General features: G+C 41.2%; 22 protein-coding genes and 2 pseudogenes. 20 read left to right on the top strand and 4 right to left on the bottom strand.

Going from position 1 to position 22,818, the window contains the following annotated elements:
• Positions 1 to 5 precede the first annotated feature (5 nt).
• Positions 6 to 1,139, bottom strand: coding sequence for a flagellar assembly protein FlgT (locus tag MHO82_RS16480; protein ID WP_239185426.1), 1,134 nt, complete (start codon positions 1,137 to 1,139; stop codon positions 6 to 8).
• 192 nt (positions 1,140 to 1,331) lie between these two features.
• On the opposite strand from MHO82_RS16480, the gene MHO82_RS16485 reads away from it, so the two are divergent.
• Together MHO82_RS16485 and MHO82_RS16490 are read left to right on the top strand one after the other, a co-directional pair.
• Positions 1,332 to 1,967, top strand: a complete 636-nt coding sequence (locus MHO82_RS16485; RefSeq protein ID WP_239185428.1) for a FlgO family outer membrane protein — start codon at positions 1,332 to 1,334, stop codon at positions 1,965 to 1,967.
• Between the two features lie 8 nt (positions 1,968 to 1,975).
• A complete protein-coding gene (locus tag MHO82_RS16490) occupies positions 1,976 to 2,410 on the top strand; it encodes a flagellar biosynthesis protein FlgP (protein ID WP_239185430.1) in 435 nt (144 codons plus the stop codon).
• Positions 2,411 to 2,480: 70 nt separating this feature from the next.
• Here the strand turns inward: MHO82_RS16490 and flgN are convergent, their stop codons facing one another.
• From flgN to flgA, 3 genes are all read right to left on the bottom strand, one after another.
• Positions 2,481 to 2,909, bottom strand: coding sequence for a flagellar export chaperone FlgN (gene flgN, locus MHO82_RS16495; RefSeq protein ID WP_239185432.1), 429 nt, complete (start codon positions 2,907 to 2,909; stop codon positions 2,481 to 2,483).
• Positions 2,910 to 2,947: 38 nt separating this feature from the next.
• A complete protein-coding gene (gene flgM / locus MHO82_RS16500; RefSeq protein WP_239185434.1) occupies positions 2,948 to 3,259 on the bottom strand; it encodes a flagellar biosynthesis anti-sigma factor FlgM in 312 nt (103 codons plus the stop codon).
• A 77-nt stretch (positions 3,260 to 3,336) separates the two neighbouring features.
• On the bottom strand, positions 3,337 to 4,122 hold the full coding sequence (gene flgA, locus MHO82_RS16505; RefSeq protein ID WP_239185436.1) for a flagellar basal body P-ring formation chaperone FlgA: 786 nt from the start codon (positions 4,120 to 4,122) through the stop codon (positions 3,337 to 3,339).
• Positions 4,123 to 4,175: 53 nt separating this feature from the next.
• On the opposite strand from flgA, the gene MHO82_RS16510 reads away from it, so the two are divergent.
• The 18 genes and pseudogenes from MHO82_RS16510 to MHO82_RS16595 form a co-directional block, all read left to right on the top strand.
• A complete protein-coding gene (locus tag MHO82_RS16510) occupies positions 4,176 to 5,105 on the top strand; it encodes a chemotaxis protein CheV (protein ID WP_239185438.1) in 930 nt (309 codons plus the stop codon).
• A gap of 11 nt (positions 5,106 to 5,116) precedes the next feature.
• Complete coding sequence (locus MHO82_RS16515) at positions 5,117 to 5,944, top strand: protein-glutamate O-methyltransferase (protein WP_239185440.1); 828 nt, start codon at positions 5,117 to 5,119, stop codon at positions 5,942 to 5,944.
• Positions 5,945 to 6,123: 179 nt separating this feature from the next.
• Complete coding sequence (gene flgB / locus MHO82_RS16520; RefSeq protein ID WP_239185442.1) at positions 6,124 to 6,519, top strand: flagellar basal body rod protein FlgB; 396 nt, start codon at positions 6,124 to 6,126, stop codon at positions 6,517 to 6,519.
• Between the two features lie 3 nt (positions 6,520 to 6,522).
• Positions 6,523 to 6,939 (top strand): flagellar basal body rod protein FlgC, encoded by a 417-nt coding sequence (flgC, locus tag MHO82_RS16525; protein ID WP_239185444.1) that lies wholly within the window; start codon positions 6,523 to 6,525, stop codon positions 6,937 to 6,939.
• A gap of 18 nt (positions 6,940 to 6,957) precedes the next feature.
• Entirely contained in the window at positions 6,958 to 7,671 is a 714-nt protein-coding gene (locus MHO82_RS16530; RefSeq protein WP_239185446.1) for a flagellar hook assembly protein FlgD, read from the top strand.
• Positions 7,672 to 7,696: 25 nt separating this feature from the next.
• Positions 7,697 to 9,001, top strand: coding sequence for a flagellar hook protein FlgE (gene flgE, locus MHO82_RS16535; protein WP_239185448.1), 1,305 nt, complete (start codon positions 7,697 to 7,699; stop codon positions 8,999 to 9,001).
• 180 nt (positions 9,002 to 9,181) lie between these two features.
• The gene (locus MHO82_RS16540; RefSeq protein WP_239185450.1) at positions 9,182 to 9,931 is read left to right on the top strand and encodes a flagellar basal body rod protein FlgF; all 750 of its coding nucleotides are present in this window, start codon (positions 9,182 to 9,184) and stop codon (positions 9,929 to 9,931) included.
• A 23-nt stretch (positions 9,932 to 9,954) separates the two neighbouring features.
• Entirely contained in the window at positions 9,955 to 10,743 is a 789-nt protein-coding gene (gene flgG, locus MHO82_RS16545) for a flagellar basal-body rod protein FlgG (protein WP_239185452.1), read from the top strand.
• Positions 10,744 to 10,766: 23 nt separating this feature from the next.
• Positions 10,767 to 11,540, top strand: coding sequence for a flagellar basal body L-ring protein FlgH (flgH, locus tag MHO82_RS16550; RefSeq protein WP_239185454.1), 774 nt, complete (start codon positions 10,767 to 10,769; stop codon positions 11,538 to 11,540).
• Between the two features lie 78 nt (positions 11,541 to 11,618).
• Positions 11,619 to 12,665 (top strand): flagellar basal body P-ring protein FlgI, encoded by a 1,047-nt coding sequence (locus MHO82_RS16555; RefSeq protein ID WP_239185480.1) that lies wholly within the window; start codon positions 11,619 to 11,621, stop codon positions 12,663 to 12,665.
• A gap of 2 nt (positions 12,666 to 12,667) precedes the next feature.
• Positions 12,668 to 13,630, top strand: coding sequence for a flagellar assembly peptidoglycan hydrolase FlgJ (flgJ, locus tag MHO82_RS16560; protein ID WP_239185456.1), 963 nt, complete (start codon positions 12,668 to 12,670; stop codon positions 13,628 to 13,630).
• Between the two features lie 131 nt (positions 13,631 to 13,761).
• Positions 13,762 to 14,202, top strand: coding sequence for a hypothetical protein (locus tag MHO82_RS16565; protein WP_239185458.1), 441 nt, complete (start codon positions 13,762 to 13,764; stop codon positions 14,200 to 14,202).
• A gap of 173 nt (positions 14,203 to 14,375) precedes the next feature.
• On the top strand, positions 14,376 to 16,256 hold the full coding sequence (gene flgK, locus MHO82_RS16570; protein ID WP_239185460.1) for a flagellar hook-associated protein FlgK: 1,881 nt from the start codon (positions 14,376 to 14,378) through the stop codon (positions 16,254 to 16,256).
• A gap of 18 nt (positions 16,257 to 16,274) precedes the next feature.
• Positions 16,275 to 17,468, top strand: a complete 1,194-nt coding sequence (flgL, locus tag MHO82_RS16575) for a flagellar hook-associated protein FlgL (RefSeq protein WP_239185462.1) — start codon at positions 16,275 to 16,277, stop codon at positions 17,466 to 17,468.
• A 682-nt stretch (positions 17,469 to 18,150) separates the two neighbouring features.
• Positions 18,151 to 19,290, top strand: coding sequence for a flagellin (locus tag MHO82_RS16580; protein WP_239185464.1), 1,140 nt, complete (start codon positions 18,151 to 18,153; stop codon positions 19,288 to 19,290).
• Positions 19,291 to 19,583: 293 nt separating this feature from the next.
• On the top strand, positions 19,584 to 20,717 hold the full coding sequence (locus MHO82_RS16585) for a flagellin (RefSeq protein WP_239185466.1): 1,134 nt from the start codon (positions 19,584 to 19,586) through the stop codon (positions 20,715 to 20,717).
• A 271-nt stretch (positions 20,718 to 20,988) separates the two neighbouring features.
• Positions 20,989 to 22,002, top strand: a pseudogene (locus tag MHO82_RS16590) (flagellin); the annotation flags it as partial.
• A gap of 399 nt (positions 22,003 to 22,401) precedes the next feature.
• Positions 22,402 to 22,818, top strand: a pseudogene (locus MHO82_RS16595) (flagellin B); the annotation flags it as partial.

The following is a 22,818-nucleotide window of genomic DNA, read 5'->3' on the forward strand; positions in this document are numbered from 1 at the left end:
GTGATTTACTTAAAAGGTTTGCTCATTACATCGCCAATTTGAATGCTGTTCGCTAGTTTTGGTTGGTTAATGATCAGCTCTGCGCCCTTTTCATAAACTCTATCTACGGTTAAGGTGATTTCGCTTTGTGTTACTTTGTTACGAGGTAGGCCATATTGATCAATGAAAGAGCCTGTATGCCACAGTTGTAAAGTATCACCACGTTTAACGCCGTGTTCTCTCCCTAAATCAATTTGTACTTTGTTATTTCGTATATCAACCACTTGTGGAAGAGTTGCTTTACAGGTTAACTCTGTTTCTAAATCTAACAGAATATCCCGGTTAACTCTTTGGAGCATAGCACCGTAAGTAGATGTCCAAAAGCGGGCACTTTTCGTATCTACCTGGCTGGTTTTAGCAAATGGCCATTCAGCAATGTCACGATAATTGTTTTGGTAGATTGTTTCACCTGTCTTGCCATCAATTAAAAAGACGGAAAGGGCAAACTGTCTATTAATCTGGTCTTTCTTTAATTTGTTGATTTCAATTGTTGCTGTTAGATCTGATATTTGACCACCAACAATGTAGTGAGCTCCTGTATCTTCAGAGAGCATCTTCATCACTTGTGGTTGATCTGGGGTGATGCGTACTTTAGAAATACCAGTAGCAAAAAAGCTTTGAGATTGCTGGTCAATTTGGCGCTTTAGTAAAACACTAAAGTCCTCCCCTAAACGGTATACACTACCCATAACGGCTTGTTGTGGTGACAGAATATCAATATTACCAACAAGAATAGATTTCTTATACTGTAAACTATGGCAACTGTTTGCCGAAGGATAAATATCGATCCTAGTCTTGAGGTAAACTTTGCCGCCTCGTTTTTTCTCTTCAATTACACGTACGTTACGAACTTCGCTGTTACTGAACTGGTATTCATTTCTTTTTTCCTGAAGGTAAGGCCTTAGTGCATTTAAGGTGCTGATGTCTGAGCCTGAAAACATCATTGCCTGGTACGTCGCATCTTCTAGGGCATGAATTCGTGCGGTATCTTCACTTGCCAGAATGGTTGCACTACCAGTCACCTCATACCATGCAGCGTAAAGCACGTTGCTATAAATGGTTGTTATAATAGCAAATATACAAGAAGTTATTTTTTTCATTTAAGTCTTCACCAGTTGGGTATGGATTTTGCAAGCTATCTGATAGTTGATTAAAAAGGTGTGTTTCTGACAGGTTGCAAAGTTACTAAATGCAAGTTTCGTTCCTAATTTTTACATCTATGTATAGTTGTAAATGATGAAATAATGAGAAGCATTGTTGGTCATATCCAGTATATTTCGGAGTTAAATAGAATGAGAAAATGGATAGTCTTGTTACTGTCTTTGATGACAGTATCATGTGCATATTCCCCAATTTATAACGGTAAAGAACCTTATTCTGGTAGCCGTTTTATGCTGGTGGATACCCCAAGACATACGATGGATTTTTTCATCGAGAGTTTAGCTGAGCAGTTAATTGAGTCAAATTCGAGTCTTTCTGCATACACACCTATAGCGATAACATCATTTGTTGATTTGCAGGAAATGGATCAAACAAACTGGCTAGGAAACTCGGTAACAGAAGGCTTTATTTACCAACTCCAACGCCGTGGCTTTAAAGTCGTAGATTTTAAATCAACAGGCGCTATTCGTGTGACTCCACAAGGGGATTTTGCTTTTAGCCGAGATTGGAAAGACTTGGTTCAAGAGCAAGAAGTTGACTATGTCCTAACAGGAACAATGTTGCGTCAAGATGGCGGTGTATTAGTGAATGCTCGAGTTATCGGTATGCAGTCTCGTGTTGTAGTGGCATCGGCACAAGGCTTCCTGCCTGCTGACCGTATTGGTCGAGATTTAGATTCATTGAATAGAATGCGCATGGAAGATGGTGTTTTGATTCGATCAGATGCATCAATGAGTTCTCGTAATACTGTTATTCTTAAGCCTTAGGAGTTGTGATGCGTATTTGGTTTTTAGGTGCATTTTTATTAGGGTTAGTTGGTTGTCAGCCACTAACAACTATGCGTGCTGATGACATTATTACAGCAGTAGGCTACGCACCTATTAGTGAACAGCGTGGGCGTACGGAAGAAGAGAAAAAAATTCGTGCAATGAGAGCTTCTAAAGTGGATGCTTATAGAGAGCTGACAGAGCAGGTGTATGGCTTGAGGATAAGCGGTCGTGCAGACCTAGCTGATCAGCAACTGGGTGTTGAAAATACATCTGGGGCTGTTGATGGTGTCATACGTGGTGCTGAAGTGATAAGAAGTTATCCTGTAGGGGATAGCTATGTAACTGAGCTTAAACTGGATCTGCGCAAGATGGAAAAAATGAAAAATCATGGCGAAGTTTTTGAAGTGCCTGAAAAGAATCAACGCCAAACACTTTTCTAGTTTTATCTATTCTACTTGAAACAAAAAGCGGCTCTTTAGCCGCTTTTTGTTTTCAATTCTTAAGGGAACATCAAGCTTTTACATTTGTGCCTAAGGTTGTAATGTTTTGTGCTTGCCCTTCACTGGTATAAGTCATACCTGATTTACCTCTGCTTTGTTGCAGAAGATTGTTTAGCTTATTGTAGCTAAGCTGAGCTCGTTGTAGAGCCTCCCCATTACTGACATTTTCTTGCTGGCAGTCATGAACAATGGACTTAATTTCAGATACGCGACTGTGTAATGAGTCATCATCTATTAACAGCTGCCTTTCAGGGTGGGTACCTAAAAGGTGATCGGTTTGTTGAAGCTGGTTTAATAACCCTAGTTTTTGTTGTGCTAACTGCTCTATTTCCACAGACTTTCGATTGGCAATAGCAAATTTTTCCCTTTCTAATAACGAAGAAAGTGAAAGTGCAGTACTTTTCTGGATCTCTAAGAGTTCAATTAGAGTTTGCCCCATAAACAGCCTCACTCTAGGAAGGAGCTGAGCCTATTGGACTATAGGCCGGCCAACTCATCTTCAAATTTCATCATATTTGCAGCTAATTTTTCAGGATCAACGGTATAAGAGCCGTTAGCGATCGCTTCTTTAATTGCTGCTACTTTTGCGCTGTCGAACTGAGGCTCTGCAGCTAGCTGATGGTGCAGCTGGCCAATTGCTTTACCTTGAGTACTTAACGACACTGCATCGTTACTATTTTTAGAACCAGGAACAGATTCAGATGGGCTGGGTGTTTGTGCACCAACTTTGTTCTGGTTACGATTGGTAGTCATTGTCTGACTTGAGCGTAACTGATCAATACTTGCCATAAACAGGAGCCTTTTTAGCTTTTCTCGTTAATTCTGACCACTATATCGACCGTCAAAATTTTATCTTTAGCGCTTTTTTAAAAATTAACGCTAACTTCACCAACATTGGTTATCGTACCGTCAATTATACGATTGGATTTATTATTTTTCACCTTTACTTGCTCACCGAGTGCACCGTCGTTGAGTGCTGTACCTTTTGTGATGATGCTTAATCCACTCTGGGTTGCCTTAATGATAACTTCATCATTTCTGCATACGAGGCAAATATCGTTGCTACTAATTGTATCACCATGCCGAACCGATCGCTTAATGCGTGAGCCGATTAATTTTTCGGTCGAACTAAATCCAGAGCCACGAGATAAATTTACATCGGTTAATTCAATGTGCAAATCATCTTCGCTGATAATAGTGCCTCGATTTAAAGGCCTAACAGCCACCACAAGTGGCATCATCAATTTAGTTTTCACTGGCACATAAACTCGCCAGCCATCCTCTTCACACTCAACAAGTACAGTAATATTTCCACTGCGAGATTGCCTACCAGGTGCCGTAACTTGCAGTGGTGTGGGGCAATCTGTTGCCCGTATCCTAGAGTCGAGTGCGGCCGCTTTAATGTCGAGTATTCCTGTACTTGGTTTTTCCACTTGTCCTTGAACAAAAATTTCGGCAGCAGAGCGGATTTCTTCAAGCTGGTTTTCTGTCGCAGCATTAATAATAGGACTAAAGCTTATTAAAAAAATGCCGATAAAGCCGACAAAGAATGAGTATAACCAATCATTTGACGCTATGCTTATTCTTAATATGGGTTTTTTTATAAAGTTCCTTTTATAAAACATCATTCTGTATGTCGTTATCTCGTTCATTTTATGGTAATCTCATACTCTACTAGAAAAACGCATAAGATGGAGTCTCCCTTATGACGGGTATTCTTGATTCGGTGAATCAGCGCACACAACTTGTCGGACAAAACCGCTTAGAGTTATTAACGTTTCGTTTAATGGGACGCCAACGCTATGGTATTAATGTCTTTAAAGTAAAAGAAGTTTTACAGTGTCCTAAGCTAACCTCAATGCCAAATTTAAACCCGTTGGTAAAAGGGGTGGCTCACATTAGAGGACAAACAGTTTCTGTTATTGATCTTAGTTTAGCTACAGGCGGAAGACCAACCGTCGATGTTGATAAGTGCTTCGTTATTATTTCTGAGTTTAACAGAACGATTCAGGGGTTCTTAGTAAGTTCGGTTGAACGCATTATCAATATGCATTGGGAGTCAATTCTTCCTCCGCCTGATGGTGCAGGTAAAGCTAACTACCTAACCGCAGTGACGGAAATTGATAACGAGTTGGTTGAAATTCTTGATGTTGAGAAAATTTTAGCTGAAATCTCACCTATGGATGAAACCATGAGTGAAGACTTGGTTGAAGAAATGGCTGAAATGGGCGAAGAAGTAATTCGTCGCGTCTTAGTCGCTGATGACTCAACGGTTGCTCGTAAACAGGTACAACGTGCGATTGAAGCTATTGGTCTTGAAGCCATTACTGTGAAAGATGGCAAAGAAGCGATAGACAAACTACACGAGATGGCTCAAGAAGGCAGTATTTACGATCAATTGGCTTTGATTATCTCAGATATCGAAATGCCTGAAATGGATGGCTATACTCTGACTGCCGAAATTCGTCGCGACTCAGCATTGAAAGACTTACATGTTATTCTTCATACTTCATTAAGTGGCGTATTTAACCAAGCAATGGTTGAACGTGTAGGTGCCAATGAGTTCATCGCAAAATTTAATCCAGATGAACTTGGTGCTGCTGTAAAAGCGGCAATGGATAAACAAATAAAATAAAAGAGTAGTGAATGACAGCTATAACTATTAGTGATCAAGAGTATCGAGATTTCAGTCGTTTTCTAGAATCTCAATGTGGCATTGTTTTGGGGAATAGTAAGCAATATCTTGTGCGCAGTCGCTTAAGCCCATTAGTAAATCGTTACTCACTGGATTCACTGTCTGATTTATTGAAGCAAGTGATCACTGGGCGTAACCGAGACTTACGTGTGGCGGCTGTTGATGCAATGACTACTAACGAAACGCTTTGGTTTCGTGATACTTACCCATTTACGGTTCTGGCAGACAAGTTGTTGCCTGAAGTGGCGGCAAACAAAAGACCAATTAAAATTTGGTCGGCTGCGAGTTCATCGGGGCAAGAACCATACTCTATGGCGATGACCATTCTAGAGTTGCAGTCTCGTCGTCCAGGCATGCTATCAAATGTACAAATTACTGCTACAGACATCTCAAGTACTATGCTTGAAACCTGTAAAGCGGGCATTTATGACAATTTAGCACTAAGCCGAGGTCTTTCTCCTGAGCGTCGTCGCACGTTTTTTGAAGATGCGGGTGATGGCAGGATGAAAATAAACGATAAAGCCAAGCGAATGGTGAGCTTTAGGCCCCAAAACTTAATGGATAGTTATTCTTTGCTAGGTAAGTTCGATATTATTTTCTGCCGAAACGTTCTTATTTACTTTTCCCAAGAAATGAAATCTCAAGTGCTAAACCAAATGGCGGCAAGTCTTAACCCCGGTGGCTATTTATTGCTGGGAGCCTCTGAGTCATTAACGGGCTTGACGGATAAGTTTGAGATGGTGCGGTGTAATCCAGGCATTATTTATAAACTGAAATGATGAGCAGTTTATTTTAAAAAGCGGCGTAAGCCGTTTTTTTATGCCCGTAATTCACTGCTTTTTCTATTCTTGGCGTGTTTATTGCATTTTGTTCACTGGATTACTTCTTTTTATATGTTCTATTTTTATAATTGGCATGTAGATTGCAGTGTTCAAGTCAGTTCTTGTGGAGGTTTGATATGGGTATTTCTTTTGATAAAGCGCTAGGAATTCATCAACATACAGTTGGTGTTCGAGCTGAGCGTGCTGAGGTTATTTCAACCAATATCGCGCAGGCGAATACACCTGGCTATAAAGCGAAAGGGATGGATTTTCAACGAGCATTACAGGCGGCAAGTTCTGGGGCAAGTATCGGCCTTAGTCGCACGGATGGTCGGCATATCAGTGCCTCTACAAAGGTATCAGGAGAGAAGATGTACCGTTTACCAACACAACCCGATACAGGTGATGGTAATACGGTCGATGTTGATTTAGAGCGTAATTTATTTATGCAAAACCAACTTCGCCATCAAGCATCTCTGGACTTTTTAGGCAGTAAGTTTAAGAACCTAACCAAAGCAATTAAGGGGCAATAATAGATGAGCTTATTTAATGTTTTCAACGTTACGGGTTCTGCCATGAGTGCAGAATCAGTTCGTCTAAATACCACTTCAAGTAACATGGCAAATGCAGACAGCGTAAGTAGTTCAGCAGAACAAACTTACAAAGCTCGCCAAGCCGTGTTTGGTGCGGAATTAAGCCAAGCTAAATACAATCGTAACCCGAGTGTACCGGTAAAAGTTCTAGGTATTGTTGAGAGTAATAAACCTCTTCGTGCTGAATATAATCCTGATCACCCTATGGCTAATGATGAAGGGTATATTTTTAAACCTAACGTTAATGTCATGGAAGAAATGGCAAATATGATATCTGCATCTCGTTCATACCAAACGAATGTTCAAGTTGCGGATGCAAGTAAACAAATGCTGCTGCGTACGCTGCAGATGGGTCAATAAGGATAAGGAGGATACGTTATGGCCGGTATTAACGGCTTAGGTCAGAACGGCTTGTCCTACATTGATCAGCTTAAAGACATTCAAGAGAAAAAGCTGAAAGATGAAGGCAAAGTTACAGGTCAAAATGAGCTGAAACAAGAAGATTTCTTGTCTTTGTTAACAAAACAGCTTGCTCAACAGGATCCATTTAAGCCGGTCGGTAATGACCAGATGATTGCGCAAATGGCATCATTTGCCACCGTCGACGGTATTTCAAAAATGAATTCACAGTTTGATAGCTTGAATTCATCAATGACATCAAATCAAGCTCTGCAAGCTTCTTCACTTGTTGGGCGTGATGTTTTGGTACCGGGCGCTAAAGGGCTAAAAGGTGCTGACATGGGGATGGCTGCTATGGTGAAACTACCACAAGCAGTGAATAACTTGTTTGTTCGTATTGAGAATGAGCAAGGGCAGTTGTTGCGAACCCTGGATGTTGGTCCAAAGCCTGGCGGTGACACTCGTGTTGAGTGGGATGGAAAAGATGAAAATGGCAACCCATTGCCTGCTGGTCGCTACTCTGTGAAAGCAGGTGGCATGCTGGATGGGGAAAGCAAGGAGTTTGATGTATCGACATACGCAAACGTCAACAGCGTTCTTCTAGGTAATGGTGATGGTAACGTTCTGCTCAATCTAGCTGGTTTCGAGTCACCAGTTCGACTAGCTGAAGTGTTAGAAGTTGGCAAAGCATAATAAATAGCTAGATGGGAGATTAGGAATGTCATATGTGGCTTTAAGCGGTTTATCCGCTGCTCAGAAAGATTTAAATACAACCAGTAATAATATTGCAAATGCCAATACGTATGGCTTTAAAGAGTCTCGTGCGGAATTTGGTGATGTATATTCAACATCAATTTTTTCGAATTCAAAAACGGCAACTGGTGGTGGTGCTCAAGCTACTATGGTTGCGCAGCAGTTCCATGAAGGTTCAAGTATTTATACGAATAACCCAATGGATATGCGTATTTCAGGCCAAGGCTTTTTTGCTGTGGCTGGGGATCGTCTTCAACCTGCCGATAATCAACTGACTCGAAATGGTGCATTCCATCTTGATAAAGAAAATTATATGGTGACGGCGAAAGATGAGTTTTTGCTTGGTTATGAAGTTGATGAAGCAAGTGGTGAAGTTACTTCTTATGAGCCAAAAGCACTTAAAATTCCTGATCAGTTTGGTAAGCCAAAGCCGTCAGAGAATGTGGAAATTGGATTGAACTTGCCTGCAAATGCAATTGCAAAAGATCCAGCTCTGTTCGACATTAACGATCCAGACACCTATAACAAAGCAACGTCAGTAACAACGTATGACTCTCTTGGGCAGCCATACAAAATGACGACTTATTATCTAAAAGATGCAACCCAGCCTAACCGCTGGAATGCATTCTATACGTTAACAGACAGTGAAGGTGAGAAGCCGGTAAACATTGCCGCAGGTGATGCAACCAATGCGACAGGTCACCTAGGTCACAGCATTGTATTTAACAATGATGGTACAGCACAATCTGTTAACTCTGGCCAACCGATTACGACAGAAGCACTCGGTGCTGGCGCAGTGCCTATTAATCTTAATGGTGCTGATCCTGCACAGGCCATGAATATTAAATTTAAAGATCCAACGCAATATGCAGCTCCATTTGAAATGCGTCGTTTTAATGAAGATGGTGCAACCACAGGTTATCTCGCTAAGGTTGATATAGATAGCAAAGGTAGTATTGTTGGAACATATTCAAATGGTGAAGATGTTACGTTAGGTCGTGTAGCCATGGTACGAGTTGCTAACCAGCAAGGTCTTGCGCAAGAAGGTGGTACTCAGTGGTCTGTGACACAAGGTTCTGGTGGTGCTGTTTGGGGTGAAGCAAGTCAGGGGGCGTTTGGTGATATTCAAAGTGGTACGATTGAACAATCGAACATTGATATGACTCAAGAGCTAGTTGATTTAATTTCAGCGCAACGTAACTTCCAAGCTAACTCACGAGCACTTGAAGTGGGTAATCAGCTTCAACAAAATATCTTGCAAATTCGTTAAACACTTCTATGCCATTGCCGCCTAGCTGTAGGCGGCAATTTTTCCCCTTTCTTTTCCCTGCATTTTTCCGTTTTTCTTTTCTTTTTTTTATATCTTGGCATTTATTGTTTAAATTCAACGGTTTAAAAATTGGCATGCCATTTGCTTTTATGTCTTTAAGAAGCAATATTGGAGCAAACAATGGATCGCGCATTATTTTTAGCCATGAGTGGCGCAAAGCAAAATATGAATGCAATGCAGCTACGAGCAAACAACTTAGCTAACGTAAGTACGACTGGCTTTAGAGCTGATTTAGCCCAAGCGCGATCTATGCAGGCGTACGGTGAAGGGTTACCAAGTCGTGTGTTTAATATGACGGAAAAACCGGGCCAAAATTTTGCTCAAGGCTCTGTAATTACGACTGGCCGAGATCTTGATATCACCATAGAAGGTAATGGTTGGATGTCGGTAATGGATAATACAGGGCGCGAAGGTTTAACTCGTGCTGGTAATCTTCGTATTGATCAGTCGGGGCTGCTTATGAATGGCAGTGGCCACCTTGTTATGGGGGAAAATGATGCCCCTATTACATTGCCGCTTCCTTTAAGCAAAATTGAAATTGGCCGTGATGGCACCATTTCTGTTTTAGAGCAAGGTGCTCCGGCAGAAGCGATTGAAGTGGTTGATCGTATTAAGCTTGTTCAGCCAGATAACCGTTCTTTATTTAAAGACACAAACGGTTTATTTCGTTCAAAAGATCCTGCGGCGGTATTCGAAGCTGATGCAGGCGTAAAAATATTAAGTGGCGCAGTAGAAGGCAGTAATGTGAATGCTGTGGGTGAAATGACAAATTTAATTGATTTGCAACGTCAGTTCGAAATGCAGGTCAAAATGATGAGTACAGCTGAAGAAATGGACAAAGCGTCTGATTCTTTGTTGCGTATGAGCTAATGGATTTTTAAAGAGGATTTATCATGCATCCAGCATTATGGGTAAGTAAAACAGGTCTTGACGCGCAGCAAACGAATATCTCGACGATTTCGAATAACTTAGCGAATGCCTCAACAATTGGTTATAAAAAAAGCCGTGCGGTTTTTGAAGATTTGTTTTATCAGAACGTGAACCAAGCGGGTGGTCAATCATCACAGAATACCGAGCTACCGAGTGGCTTAATGCTTGGTGCTGGTTCAAAAGTGGTCGCAACTCAGAAAGTTTTTACGAATGGTAATGCGCAAACGACATCAAATAATCTTGATATGATGATCGAAGGTGATGGTTTTTTCCAGGTGCTAATGCCAGACGGTAACATTGGTTATTCACGTAATGGTCAATTTACTTTAAATGATGAAGGTGCGTTAGTGACGTCAGGCTCAGGCTATCAAGTTCAGCCTGAGATTGTTGTTCCAGAAGATGCCATTCAAGTGACGGTTGGTACAGATGGTGAAGTATCCGTACGTTTACGTGGCCAGCAAGAAAACCAAGTCATTGGTCAAATTACGACGGTAGACTTTATTAACCCAGGTGGTCTTGAGCCGATTGGTCAAAACCTATACCTACCAACAGGGGCGAGTGGAGATCCACAAGAAGGTGTTCCGGGCTTAGAAGGTTTAGGTGCTATCCGCCAATCTATGTTGGAAACATCGAATGTAAACGTAACCGAAGAATTAGTTAATATGATTGAAGCTCAGCGCGTTTATGAAATGAACTCTAAAGTGATTTCATCTGTCGATAAGATGATGAGCTTTGTTAATCAGCAGCTTTAATTTGTAGTAAAAAGGCCACTATTATGAAACGTCTCCTTTGTCTCGCCACTGTCATTTCATTGTCTGGTTGCATGGCTCCACCTCAAGAAGGTGATGATGTCAGCTCCGCTACGACTATTGTAGATGCGATTGAGGGTGATAAAGCACAAGAAGCAGACACAGGTATTATTGGATCGTTGCGTGGCCGTGAAGATCCCGTTGCTGGAGATCCAGCTTGGGCTCCAATTCACCCAAACAAAAAGCCAGAGCATTATGCCGCTGCAACAGGTTCGCTGTTTAATATTGATCACGCTTCTAACTTATACGATGACTCAAAGCCGCATGGCATTGGTGATATTGTCACGGTGTTGCTAGCTGAAAATACCAAGGCGGCAAAAAGTGCAGATGCGGATTTAGCAAAATCTAACGATGCCAGTATGGATCCTTTGAACGTAGGTGGGCAAGAATTAACGGTTGGTGACTATAATTTCTCCTACGAGCTAAGTAATGAAAATACATTTAGTGGCAATAGTTCAGCCAATCAGAGTAACAGTATCTCTGGCTCTATTACGGTAGAGGTCATTGAAGTGTTATCTAATGGTAACTTGATCATACGTGGTGAAAAGTGGTTAACGCTAAATACAGGGGATGAATATATCCGTGTGAGCGGCACGATTCGTCCTGATGATATTAGCTTTGAAAATACCATAGCATCTACTCGTATTTCTAATGCACGTATTCAGTACTCTGGCACTGGTGATCAGCAAGATATGCAAGAGCCAGGTTTCTTGGCACGTTTCTTTAATGTGTCATTATAGTAATAACAAATCAATCGGAGTTCTGACGTGAAAAATTGGTTACAAAGCTTGTTACTCAGTTTGGTGGTTATTAGTGTTATGCCTGCTCATGCCGCTAGAATCAAAGACGTTTCTAAAGTTGCAGGAGTACGTTCTAACCAATTGGTTGGTTATGGACTAGTAATGGGCTTACCTGGAACGGGTGAGTCAACGCCATTTACTGATCAAAGCTTCAATGCCATGTTGCAAAACTTTGGCATTCAATTACCACCGGGTACCAAACCTAAAACCAAAAATGTGGCAGCGGTAATTGTCACGGCTGAGCTTCCAGCCTTTTCAAAACAAGGCCAATTAGTTGATGTTACGGTTTCTTCCGTAGGTTCAGCAAAAAGCTTACGTGGTGGTACATTACTGCAGACTTTTTTGAAAGGCTTAGATGGTCAGACTTATGCTATTGCACAAGGTAGTCTTGTGGTTAGTGGGTTCAGCGCTGAAGGGGCTGATGGGTCAAAGATTGTAGGTAATAACCCAACAGTTGGGCGTATTTCTGCTGGTGCTATTGTTGAACGTGAAGTTCCAAACCCATTTGGTCGTGGCGACTTTATTACTTTTAACTTATTTGAGTCGGATTTTACAACAGCTCAGCGTATGGCTGATGCGGTGAATAACTTCTTAGGGCCAAATATGGCTTCAGCTGTTGATGCAACTTCAATTCGTGTTCGAGCTCCACGAGATATTAGCCAACGAGTTGCGTTTTTATCTGTTGTAGAAAACGTAGAATTTAATCCAGCAGATGGCTCAGCCAAGATTATTGTAAACTCTCGCACGGGCACGATTGTGGTCGGCAAACACGTGAAGTTACGAGCGGCTGCGGTAACCCATGGTGGGATGACCGTGGCGATTAAAGAAAATCTAGAAGTAAGCCAGCCAAATGCACTTGCTGGTGGAGAGACGGTTGTTGTACCTAATACGGACATCGAGGTAACCGAAGAGCAGGGTAAAATGTTTAAATTTGAGCCTGGTCTAACACTGGATGATCTTGTACGAGCAGTAAACGAAGTAGGGGCGGCACCTTCTGACTTAATGGCTATCCTTCAGGCACTGAAACAAGCAGGTGCTATTGAAGGTCAACTGATTATTATTTAATTATGATAAATAACACGAATAACATTCAAGATGTTGGTTTCATCCATGATGTGGGTGGGTTAGACAAGTTACGCCAACAAGCGGTTGATGAAAGCTCTGATGGGCAAAGTAAGGCTCTAAGAGCTGCGGCTGAACAATTTGAAGGTATTTTTACTCAAATGCTGTTTAAGTCAATGCGTGATGCTAATTCTGCTTTCAACTCAGACTTAATGACCAGTCAAAACCAGAAGTTTTTTGAGCAAATGCGAGATGATCAAATGGCATCAGAGCTTAGTTCATCTGGTTCGTTAGGCCTTGCTGATATGATTGTGGCCCAACTTGGAGGCCAAGCAGCAGCTCAAGAGGAAGTGTCAACTCGGCGTATTATGCGTAATGCGGCAATGGATAGCAGCCTTCGTCTGCCTGTTGACCGTGATATTGCCCAAAAGGCGGCAGATGATGCAATGCAAGTAATGGCCGCAGGTGGTACATCCGCTGCTTCTCGTTCACAAAGCCGTTCATTTAATTCTCCAGAAGATTTTGTTACCTCCATGAAGCCATACGCTGAAAAAGCAGGGCGAGCACTGGGTGTGGATCCTGCTATTTTGTTAGCTCAGGCCGCGTTAGAAACCGGATGGGGCAAAAAAGTTGTTAAAAATTCCCTAGGCACCAGTAATAACCTGTTCAATATTAAAGCTGATCGTCGGTGGGAAGGAGGGAAAGTTGCCACCCAGACACTCGAATTCCACAATGGTATTCCGGTTCAGGAGACGGCTGCCTTTCGTTCTTACGATGATTACCAAGCTAGCTTTAACGACTATGTGAGTTTTCTTCATAATAACCCTCGTTATGAAAAAGCACTGCAAAACACCAGTAATCCTGAGTCGTTTATTCGTGGTATTCATTCTGCAGGTTATGCAACAGACCCTAAATATTCAGAAAAAGTGCTACAGGTTATGGGGCGTGTTAATCAGATCTTAGAGTAACGGTAACTGCAAAGTGCTACACACTTTAGTGCTAAGAAGGTATGAAATTCCTTAGTTCTCCTTAATGTAGTCTCCTTGTTTAAAGTCAATTCCATTAGAATCCTGTCATTGTTTCCTGGCAGGATTTTTTTATGGAAGAACAAAGCCTAAAAGCTCAATCAATTTCTAGTCAAAATGATGATATTAGGTGTGATCCTTTTATATCAAAACTGCTTGAACGCATGCCGAATGATGTGAGTGATAGCTTTAGTGAAAAACAACTCAGTTATTTGAAAACGGCAATTGGTGCGAGAAGCTGGGGCCAGCATCGGGTTGATTTGCGTGGCACTATTGGTTTATTTCATTGGCGCTATTACTTTGTATTCTTATTTGGACGTAACCGCCGTGAGCTTAGCCGATTAGAAAATCAGCTGACGTTGTGGGGTAAAGCGGCATTTCTTACTTTGTTCCTGTCTGTTTCAACCATTCTTGGTCTGGTCATTCTCTATTTATTAAAGTCGGCGGCAGGAATAGACATTTTTCCTAATTTCTCTTTTGGTTTATGGGGATGGTTTCAAGAGGAATTCTTGTAAGGTTTCGAATCTGTTTTATCGAGTATGGGCGGCAAATAGCTGCCTTTACTATATAGACTTTACTTTAACTTTTTGAAATTTAACAAAATTAACTTATTTTTTCATGTGGCACATAAATTGCTAAGTAAGTGATGTTAGGATAATTTTCGCTTATTTTGTTATTTGGAGGCAACATGGGATTTGATCTGCTTAATTTGGGTACACAAGGTGTACTTACGGCGCAAAGGCAGCTCAATACGACGGGTCATAATATTAACAATGTTAATACTAAAGGCTATAGTCGTCAGTCTGTTATCCAAGATACGAACAAAGCACATTGGTATGCAGGCAACAATTATGGTGCTGGTGTTCATGTTGCCAATGTTCGCCGATCTTTCGATCAGTTTGCAATTAATGAACTGAATCTTTCAACAACCAATCTTAATTATTCAATGGACACTGAGGCAAACCTCGATGTTTTGAATAATATGCTATCGTCACTTTCAGCGAAAAAAATCCCAGAAAATATTAATGATTGGTTTGATGCAGTAAAAACCTTAGCGGACAGTCCTAACGAAATTGGTGCGCGTAAAGTTGTTCTTGAAAAGTCTCGTTTAGTCTCTCAAAGTTTAAATGATTTCCATGATACGGTTCGTCAGCAAAATGACGATACCAATAAAAAAATGGATCTTGTTGTAGAGCGTATGAATAGCATCGCTGAAGAGCTGAAAGGCATTCATAAAATGATGGTGAAAACGCCAGGTCCGCATAACGATTTAATGGATCGTCACCAAAAACTGATTCATGAGTTGTCAGAGTACACAAAAGTTACCATTACTCCTCGAAACAATGAAAACTCTTTTAATATTCTTATCGGTACTGGTCATACATTGGTGTCTGGTACTGAATCTAGTACGTTAAAAATGATCCCAGGCAAGCCTGATCCTCAACAACGTCGTTTGGCCATGATTGAAGGGGAAGGTGTAAAAGCGATTCAGCATGACAGTATTGGTGGTAAGTTGGCTTCGCTGTTTGAATTGCGTGATAAAACCATTCCTCACATTATGGATGAGCTTGGTCGTGTGGCGATTGGTTTTACGGGTGAGGTAAACCGCTTACAAGGGCAGGCTATCGACCTACGTGGTAATGTTGGTAGTGTGATGTTCAGTGATATTAACTCTGAGATTGCAGCCAAAGAACGTGCTGTAATTAGCGGTAATTCAAGTGCCGATGTTAGTGTATATATCGATGATATCAGTATGCTTAAAGCTGGCGATTACACCCTTAAATACGACGGTAGCCAATACACAATTACAAAACCAACAGGTGAAGTTCAAAAAGTAGAACCATCAGGTAGCCCATCAACAGTGCTGATTGATGGTATGCGAGTGCAAATTGATAGTTCTCTCTCGGCAGGCGAGCGTGTGTTATTAAGACCTTCACGTTCAGCAGCTGCTGCTATGCAATTGGCCATGAACGATCCTGAGAAAATTGCCGCTCAAAGCTACATGAGTTCAGAGACCTTTGCTCAAGGCACTGCTGATTTTAGAGTATTAGAAGCTGGTAACCTAAAAGAATTTCAAGTTGTCGTGTCTCCGGCAGCTAATCAGTTTGCAGTACTTGATATGAAAGGCAAAATTTTACTTCAACCGCAACCGTATCCGCCAGAAGGACCGATTACTGTTGATGGTACTACTTTTGAATTGAGCTCTGGTGCTTTGCCAAATGACAAGTTTGCGGTAAACCTTGTCCCTTCTGAAGGTGATAACGGCAACTTACTGTTAATGCAAAATATTCAGACAAATAAAGTAATGGATGAAGGCCGCTCAACGGTTATCGATTTGTATGAAAACCTCAATACAGAAATGGGCTTAAAAAAGGCAACGGCAACGAGATTAAAAGAAGTTTCACGGGTAGAGAATGAAGCGGCACAAAGCCGTGTAGCCTCTGTTTCCGGTGTGAACTTAGATGAAGAAGCCGCCAATATGATGAAATTTCAGCAAGCATATATGGCGTCTTCAAGAATCATGACAGCGGCAAATGAGACATTTGACACGCTATTGCGTATGTCTTAGTAGAAGGAATGTTGCTGTATGCTAAACCGAATTTCAAGTTTTCATAATTACCAGTCAGTGCAGAATGACATTATGCGCCAAGAAGCAAAAGTGCATAAAAATCATGCTCAACTGGCCTCAGGTAAAAAATTGCTCACTGCGGGGGATGATCCTGTTGCAGCATTGTATGCACAGAACATTAAGCAACAAACAACAGAAGTGAAGCAATATCTAGATGCGATTATTTTAGGGCGAAATCGTCTGAATCGTCATGAAGTTGCGATTACCAATGCAGAGCAATTTACTGATGAAGCTAAACGGCAAGTCATGGAAATGATCAATGGTTCATTGTCTGATGAAGATCGCATTGCTCATGGCCAGGATCTAAAAGGCTTGTTTGATAACATGCTGAATCTGACGAATACCCAAGATGAATCGGGCAACTATATTTTTTCTGGTACTAAGCCTAAGACACAGCCTTTTTTTCGTGATAACGATGGCAGCGTAAGTTATGCGGGTGATGACTATCAGCGTAAAGTTAAGGTTTCTGGCGCGATCGAAGTTCCAGTTAATGATGCGGGCAGTAAGTTATTTATGGAGGTCGAAAATCCATATGGTGACTTTGATCCTCAGTACGCATTAGGAGAGGGGTCGACTTTGCTGCTCTCGAATGCAAAAAACAATGACTTTAACGATGATGCGATTTATAGCGTTCGATTTACAGCGGCTGAAGACGGCAAATACAACTATGAGTTATCTCAGAATGGCTCCGTTGTAGATAATGCTAGGTTTGATCCAAGCACTGGGATCAAGTGGGGCTCTGTATCGATTAGTGTTCGTGGTGAAATGAAATCTGGTGATACCATCACTCTTGAGCCACAACGGACATTTAGTGTGTTTGATAGCTTTAAGCGAGCTGGTGAGTTAGCCACAACGTCAGTATCCGATGCATCGGCAACTGCTGAATTACACCAAGTGACAGAGCAGTTTCATGCCGCATTTATTCATTTGAACCAAGCTAGGGCAGATGTGGGCTCTCGTCAGATGACATTAGACAACCAAGAAAATCAACACGAAGATTATAAATTAACGCTAAGTCGTTCTCTAAGTAGTATTGAAGACTTGGATTATGCTCAAGCCGTGATTGATTTTAATGAAAATACGTTAGCCCTCAAAGCTTCCCAACAGGCCTTTGGTAAAGTGAAAGACTTGACTTTATTTAATTACATTTAACGTTCAATCTGGTTTTATTAAAACACCTCCGCTTTTTAGTGGAGGTGTTTTTTTATATGGCCTATAAACTCTTTATTCCGGCTATCGTATTTTATTTATATGATTATGTTGCAGTTTTTAGCGGCAATATATAGACCATAAGCGGAAAACATTTGGCGGTTTTTTGTCTCATACGGCAATTTACGGTCTTAAGATTAAGGTGAAATGCTTACGTATATAAGGTTTTATTTTGTATGATTTTGCCATCACCATAAAACGTAGTAAATCAAATAAAGAGACATCGTTCAATTGTGTTTTTAAAGAAAAGTAGAGATATTTTTCATGACTAAAGTATTTGAATATAAAGATTTTTTGTCTTTTTGTGCGTAGGTTAAATTACTTGCCAACTAATTGGCCTGAAATATGCTTGGTTATTAATGTGTTGGTGACTTTTTGCAATTGCCGCCTGGCAAAAAAATGGGCAGCACGTTGCCGAAGGTGAGAGCCAATAAGATATGAACAACTTAACTTGCTGATAAATATCTTGTTTTTTATTGGCATGCACTTTGCATTAGGTTGATTAGGTTTGGCCATTCAGTGGCTATATCAGTAATTTTTTGTGGCTATGCCCATTTCATATATCAAGGAGCGATTGATATGGGTCAGCTGTTTCGCAAAAAAGCGAAAGCCAAAGGAGAGCAACATGGGTGTAAATGTAAACACCAACGTATCTGCGATGACTGCGCAGCGTTATTTAAATAAAGCCACTTCAGATCTTGATACATCTATGGAACGCCTGTCATCAGGTCATCGTATCAATAGTGCAAAAGATGATGCTGCTGGTTTACAAATTTCTAACCGTTTAACATCTCAGACACGTGGTTTAGATGTGGCAATGCGAAATGCAAGTGATGGTATTTCAATTGCACAAACTGCTGAAGGTGCGATGAAAGAATCGACTAACATCCTCCAGCGTATGCGTGATTTATCTTTGCAATCAGCAAATGGTTCAAACTCAGATAAAGACCGTGAGTCCATTCAAGAAGAAGTACATGCACTGCAAGACGAATTAAACCGTATTGCCGAAACAACTTCTTTTGGTGGTCGTCGTCTGTTAAATGGTACGTTTGGTGAATCTGCATTCCAAATTGGTGCTAACTCAGGTGAAGCCATTTTGATGGAATTGACTAACGTTCGTGCTGATGATTACCGCATGGGTGGGCAAACTTTCACCGCTGCAAACGGTAAAAATGCTGACTGGAATGTAGAGCAAGGTAAAAATGACCTTAAGCTTTCATTCACTACTACCGAAGGTGAGTTAATCGAGATTGATTTAAAAGCGCATGCTGGCGACGATATTGAAGAAGTAGCGACATATATCAATGGTCAAAACGATACGCTAACGGCTTCTGTCGGCGAAGATGGTAAACTTCAATTGTTTATCGCAGAACCAAATATTCAAGGGACATTAGAAGTATCTGGTAGCTTAGCTACTGAACTTGGTTTAGAAAGTTCTGCTGGTACTAAGACTACGGTTCAAGAGTTGAATGTAACGACGGTTGGTGGCGCTCAAATGTCGGTTGGTGTTATTGATTCTGCACTCGCTTACATTGATAGCCAGCGTGCAGATTTAGGTGCGAAGCAAAACCGCCTAACGCACAGTATTAATAACTTAGCGAACATTCAAGAAAACGTGTCTGCGTCTAATAGCCGTATTAAAGATACAGACTTTGCAAAAGAAACGACTCAACTTACGAAGAGCCAAATTTTGCAACAAGCGAGTACTTCGGTTCTTGCTCAGGCAAAACAGTTGCCAAATGCTGCACTAAACCTATTGCAGTAATTGGGCAACAGCAGTCATTGTGGACGGACAAGAAGTGCTCTCATCTCTCATCAGCTTCTTGTCCATTCCCTATAATGGCAGCGTTTAAGGCAACTGGGTTTTTTGTGTATTTCTCACAGATCTCCTTCATAAAAAATCCAGCCCTCCTTATGCCCCGATTACGGGGCACCCGAGGTTTTATCCTTCTTTCTTTTTCCTACCCTTAAATCCGTAAAGATTTTTTCCTTTTTGCCGATATACCTACCATGGCTATGTATAGCTCAATTATTTTTACAGGGCATGGGGAGATTTAAATGGCAGTAACCGTTAATACTAACGTTTCAGCATTAATGGCTCAGCGGTCATTAAATAATGCGACTGATCAGCTCAATCAAGCGATGGAACGTTTGTCATCAGGAAACCGTATTAATAGTGCTAAAGATGATGCGGCAGGGTTACAAATATCAAATCGCCTTAAATCTCAAATGAGAGGGCTAGATGTTGCCGTTCGTAATGCCAATGATGGAATTTCTATTGCCCAAACAGCCGAAGGGGCAATGAAAGAAACAACCAGCATCTTACAGCGTATGCGCGATTTGTCCTTACAGTCTGCAAATGGCTCGAATTCAGCGCAAGATCGTCAGGCGATCCAGCAAGAGATCAGCGATTTAAATGATGAACTTAACAGAATTGCAGAGACCACGTCTTTTGGTGGCCGTCGATTGCTTAATGGCACATTTGGCAGTGCAGCTTTTCAAATAGGGGCTAACTCCGGAGAGGCGGTAAGGTTAGGCCTAAAAAATATGCGTTCAGACACGGCTAACATGGGAGGGGTTTCGTATCTTGCTGAAGTTCCTGCTGGAAAGGATTGGAAAGTTTCAGGCCCTGAGCAAACATTAACAATGTCGTTTAAAGATGATAAAGGTACTGAACAAAATATCAATATTACAGCGAAAGCTGGCGATGATATTGAAGAGTTAGCGACTTATATTAATGGTCAGACGGATCAAGTTTCAGCTTCTGTAAATGAAGAAGGCCAACTACAAATATTCACTGCCGCCGATGCAGTGTCGAGTGCAGTTACCTTTGGTGGAACTCTGTCGGCTGAACTTGCCATCAGTGGAGCGGTGTTTGATACGGTTAATGATTTGGATGTAACGACTGTCGGCGGTTCCCAGCGTGCTGTGGCAGTACTTGATGCTGCGATGGGGTATGTGGATAAGCACCGTTCGGAACTTGGTGCATTTCAAAATCGCTTTGAACATGCGATTAATAATTTAGATAACATCCATGAAAATGTAGCGGCATCTCATAGCCGGATTAAAGACGCAGATTTTGCCAGAGAAACCGTTAAGATAACGCGGGCTCAAATCTTACAGGAAGTCAGTACTTCTATTCTCGCCCAAGCTAAACAAATGCCGAATTTAGCCCTCACATTATTAAAATAACTATTTTATTTTTTACTAAGAGTCAGCCATTGCTGGCTCTTTTTCTTTACATGGTGATAAGTCAGCTTATTGCGAAACTTTAGCTATTTTTTCGAATTAATGACTATTTTGCCATTAAGATCTCATATTTACTTGTTATAGATATTTTTTATGAAAATATTAAAAAAATCAGTAAAGGTTTTTTTAATAGCGCCGTTAAGTTAAGTATCAGAAATGCGGCACGGTTTTCCGAGTAACGGAAGCCACTCGGAAACTTAGCGGAGATAATATTATGGCGATTAATGTAAATACTAACGTATCAGCAATGACAGCACAGCGTTACCTAAACAACGCGACAGATGGTTTAAATAAGTCAATGGAGCGCTTGTCATCTGGTTACAAAATTAACAGTGCAAAAGATGATGCGGCAGGTCTACAAATTTCAAATCGTTTAATTGCGCAAACTCGTGGTTTGGATGTGGCAGTACGCAATGCGAACGACGGTATTTCCATGGCTCAAACCGCTGAAGGTGCTATGAAAGAAACTACCAGTATTCTACAGCGTATGCGTGATTTATCTCTGCAATCAGCAAATGGCTCGAACTCAGACGCTGATCGTGTGGCGATTCAAGAAGAAGTATCAGCGTTAAATGACGAACTAAATCGAATTGCAGAAACGACGTCTTTTGGTGGCACTCGTCTTCTAAACGGTACATTCGGTACGAAATCTTTCCAAATTGGTGCGGACTCTGGTGAAGCGGTAATGTTGGATTTACATAACATGCGTTCAGATAACGTTAATATGGGCGGCAAGACTTACTCGGCAGAAAATGGCCAGGACTCTGGTTGGACTGTAGGTGCCGAGAATACCGAATTGACCATTGCGTTTACAGATAAAGAAGGTGCGCAACAGAACATCACCATTAATGCAAAAGCGGGTGATGACATTGAAGAAGTAGCCACTTACATCAATGGTCAGACCGATAAAGTGAACGCATCTGTAACGGAAGACGGAGTGCTTCAAGTCTTTGGTGCTGAAGACGTATTAGAAGGTTCCATTACATTTGGTGGTTCGTTGAATGACCAGCTTAACATCGGTCAAGAAAGTCTTGATACAGTTAAAAGTATTGATGTGACGAGTGTTGGTGGCTCACAAAAAGCGGTAGCAATTTTAGATTCAGCGCTGGCTTATGTAGACAGTAACCGTGCGGATTTAGGTGCATTCCAAAACCGCTTTACGCATGCGATTAACAACTTAGACAACATTAATGAGAATGTGTCAGCGTCAAACAGCCGTATTAAAGACGTTGATATATATCAACCTTAGCGAATAAAAACCGGGCAAATGCTCGGTTTTTTTTTGTTTTCAAGGTTATTTATGGCCATTAGAGCAGAGATGATTTTTCAGTTGGTTATTTTTAAATCTTTCATTGGTTTTAGAAAGTCGTCGTAAACTAAATTGCATTACTAACTACTTAATAAATAAAGTTGCTTAAATTGGTGGGTAAGCTTTCTGTATTTTATGAGTAGTTGCTATTTATAGAATTGCATATAAGAGGGATGAAAATAAAAAGCGACTTTAAGTGAAAAAAAACAGAAAAAAAATTAAAGGTTTTTAGAGTAAGGCCGTTAAGTTAAGTATCAGAAATGCGGCACGGTTTTCCGAGTAACGGAAGCCACTCGGAAACTTAGCGGAGATAATATTATGGCGATTAATGTAAACACGAACGTATCAGCAATGACAGCACAGCGTTACCTAAATAACGCGACAGATGGTTTGAATAAGTCGATGGAGCGCTTGTCATCTGGTTACAAAATTAACAGTGCAAAAGATGATGCAGCAGGTTTACAAATTTCAAATCGCTTAATTGCGCAAACCCGTGGTTTGGATGTAGCAGTACGTAATGCTAACGACGGTATTTCCATGGCTCAAACCGCAGAAGGGGCCATGAAAGAAACCACTAGTATTCTACAGCGTATGCGTGATTTATCTCTGCAATCAGCAAATGGCTCAAATTCAGACGCTGATCGTGTAGCGATTCAAGAAGAAGTAACAGCATTAAATGACGAACTAAATCGAATTGCAGAAACGACGTCTTTTGGTGGTACACGCCTTCTAAAC

Origin of the sequence: Vibrio sp. Of7-15 (assembly GCF_022347565.1) — a bacterium.
Classification (GTDB): domain Bacteria; phylum Pseudomonadota; class Gammaproteobacteria; order Enterobacterales; family Vibrionaceae; genus NORP241.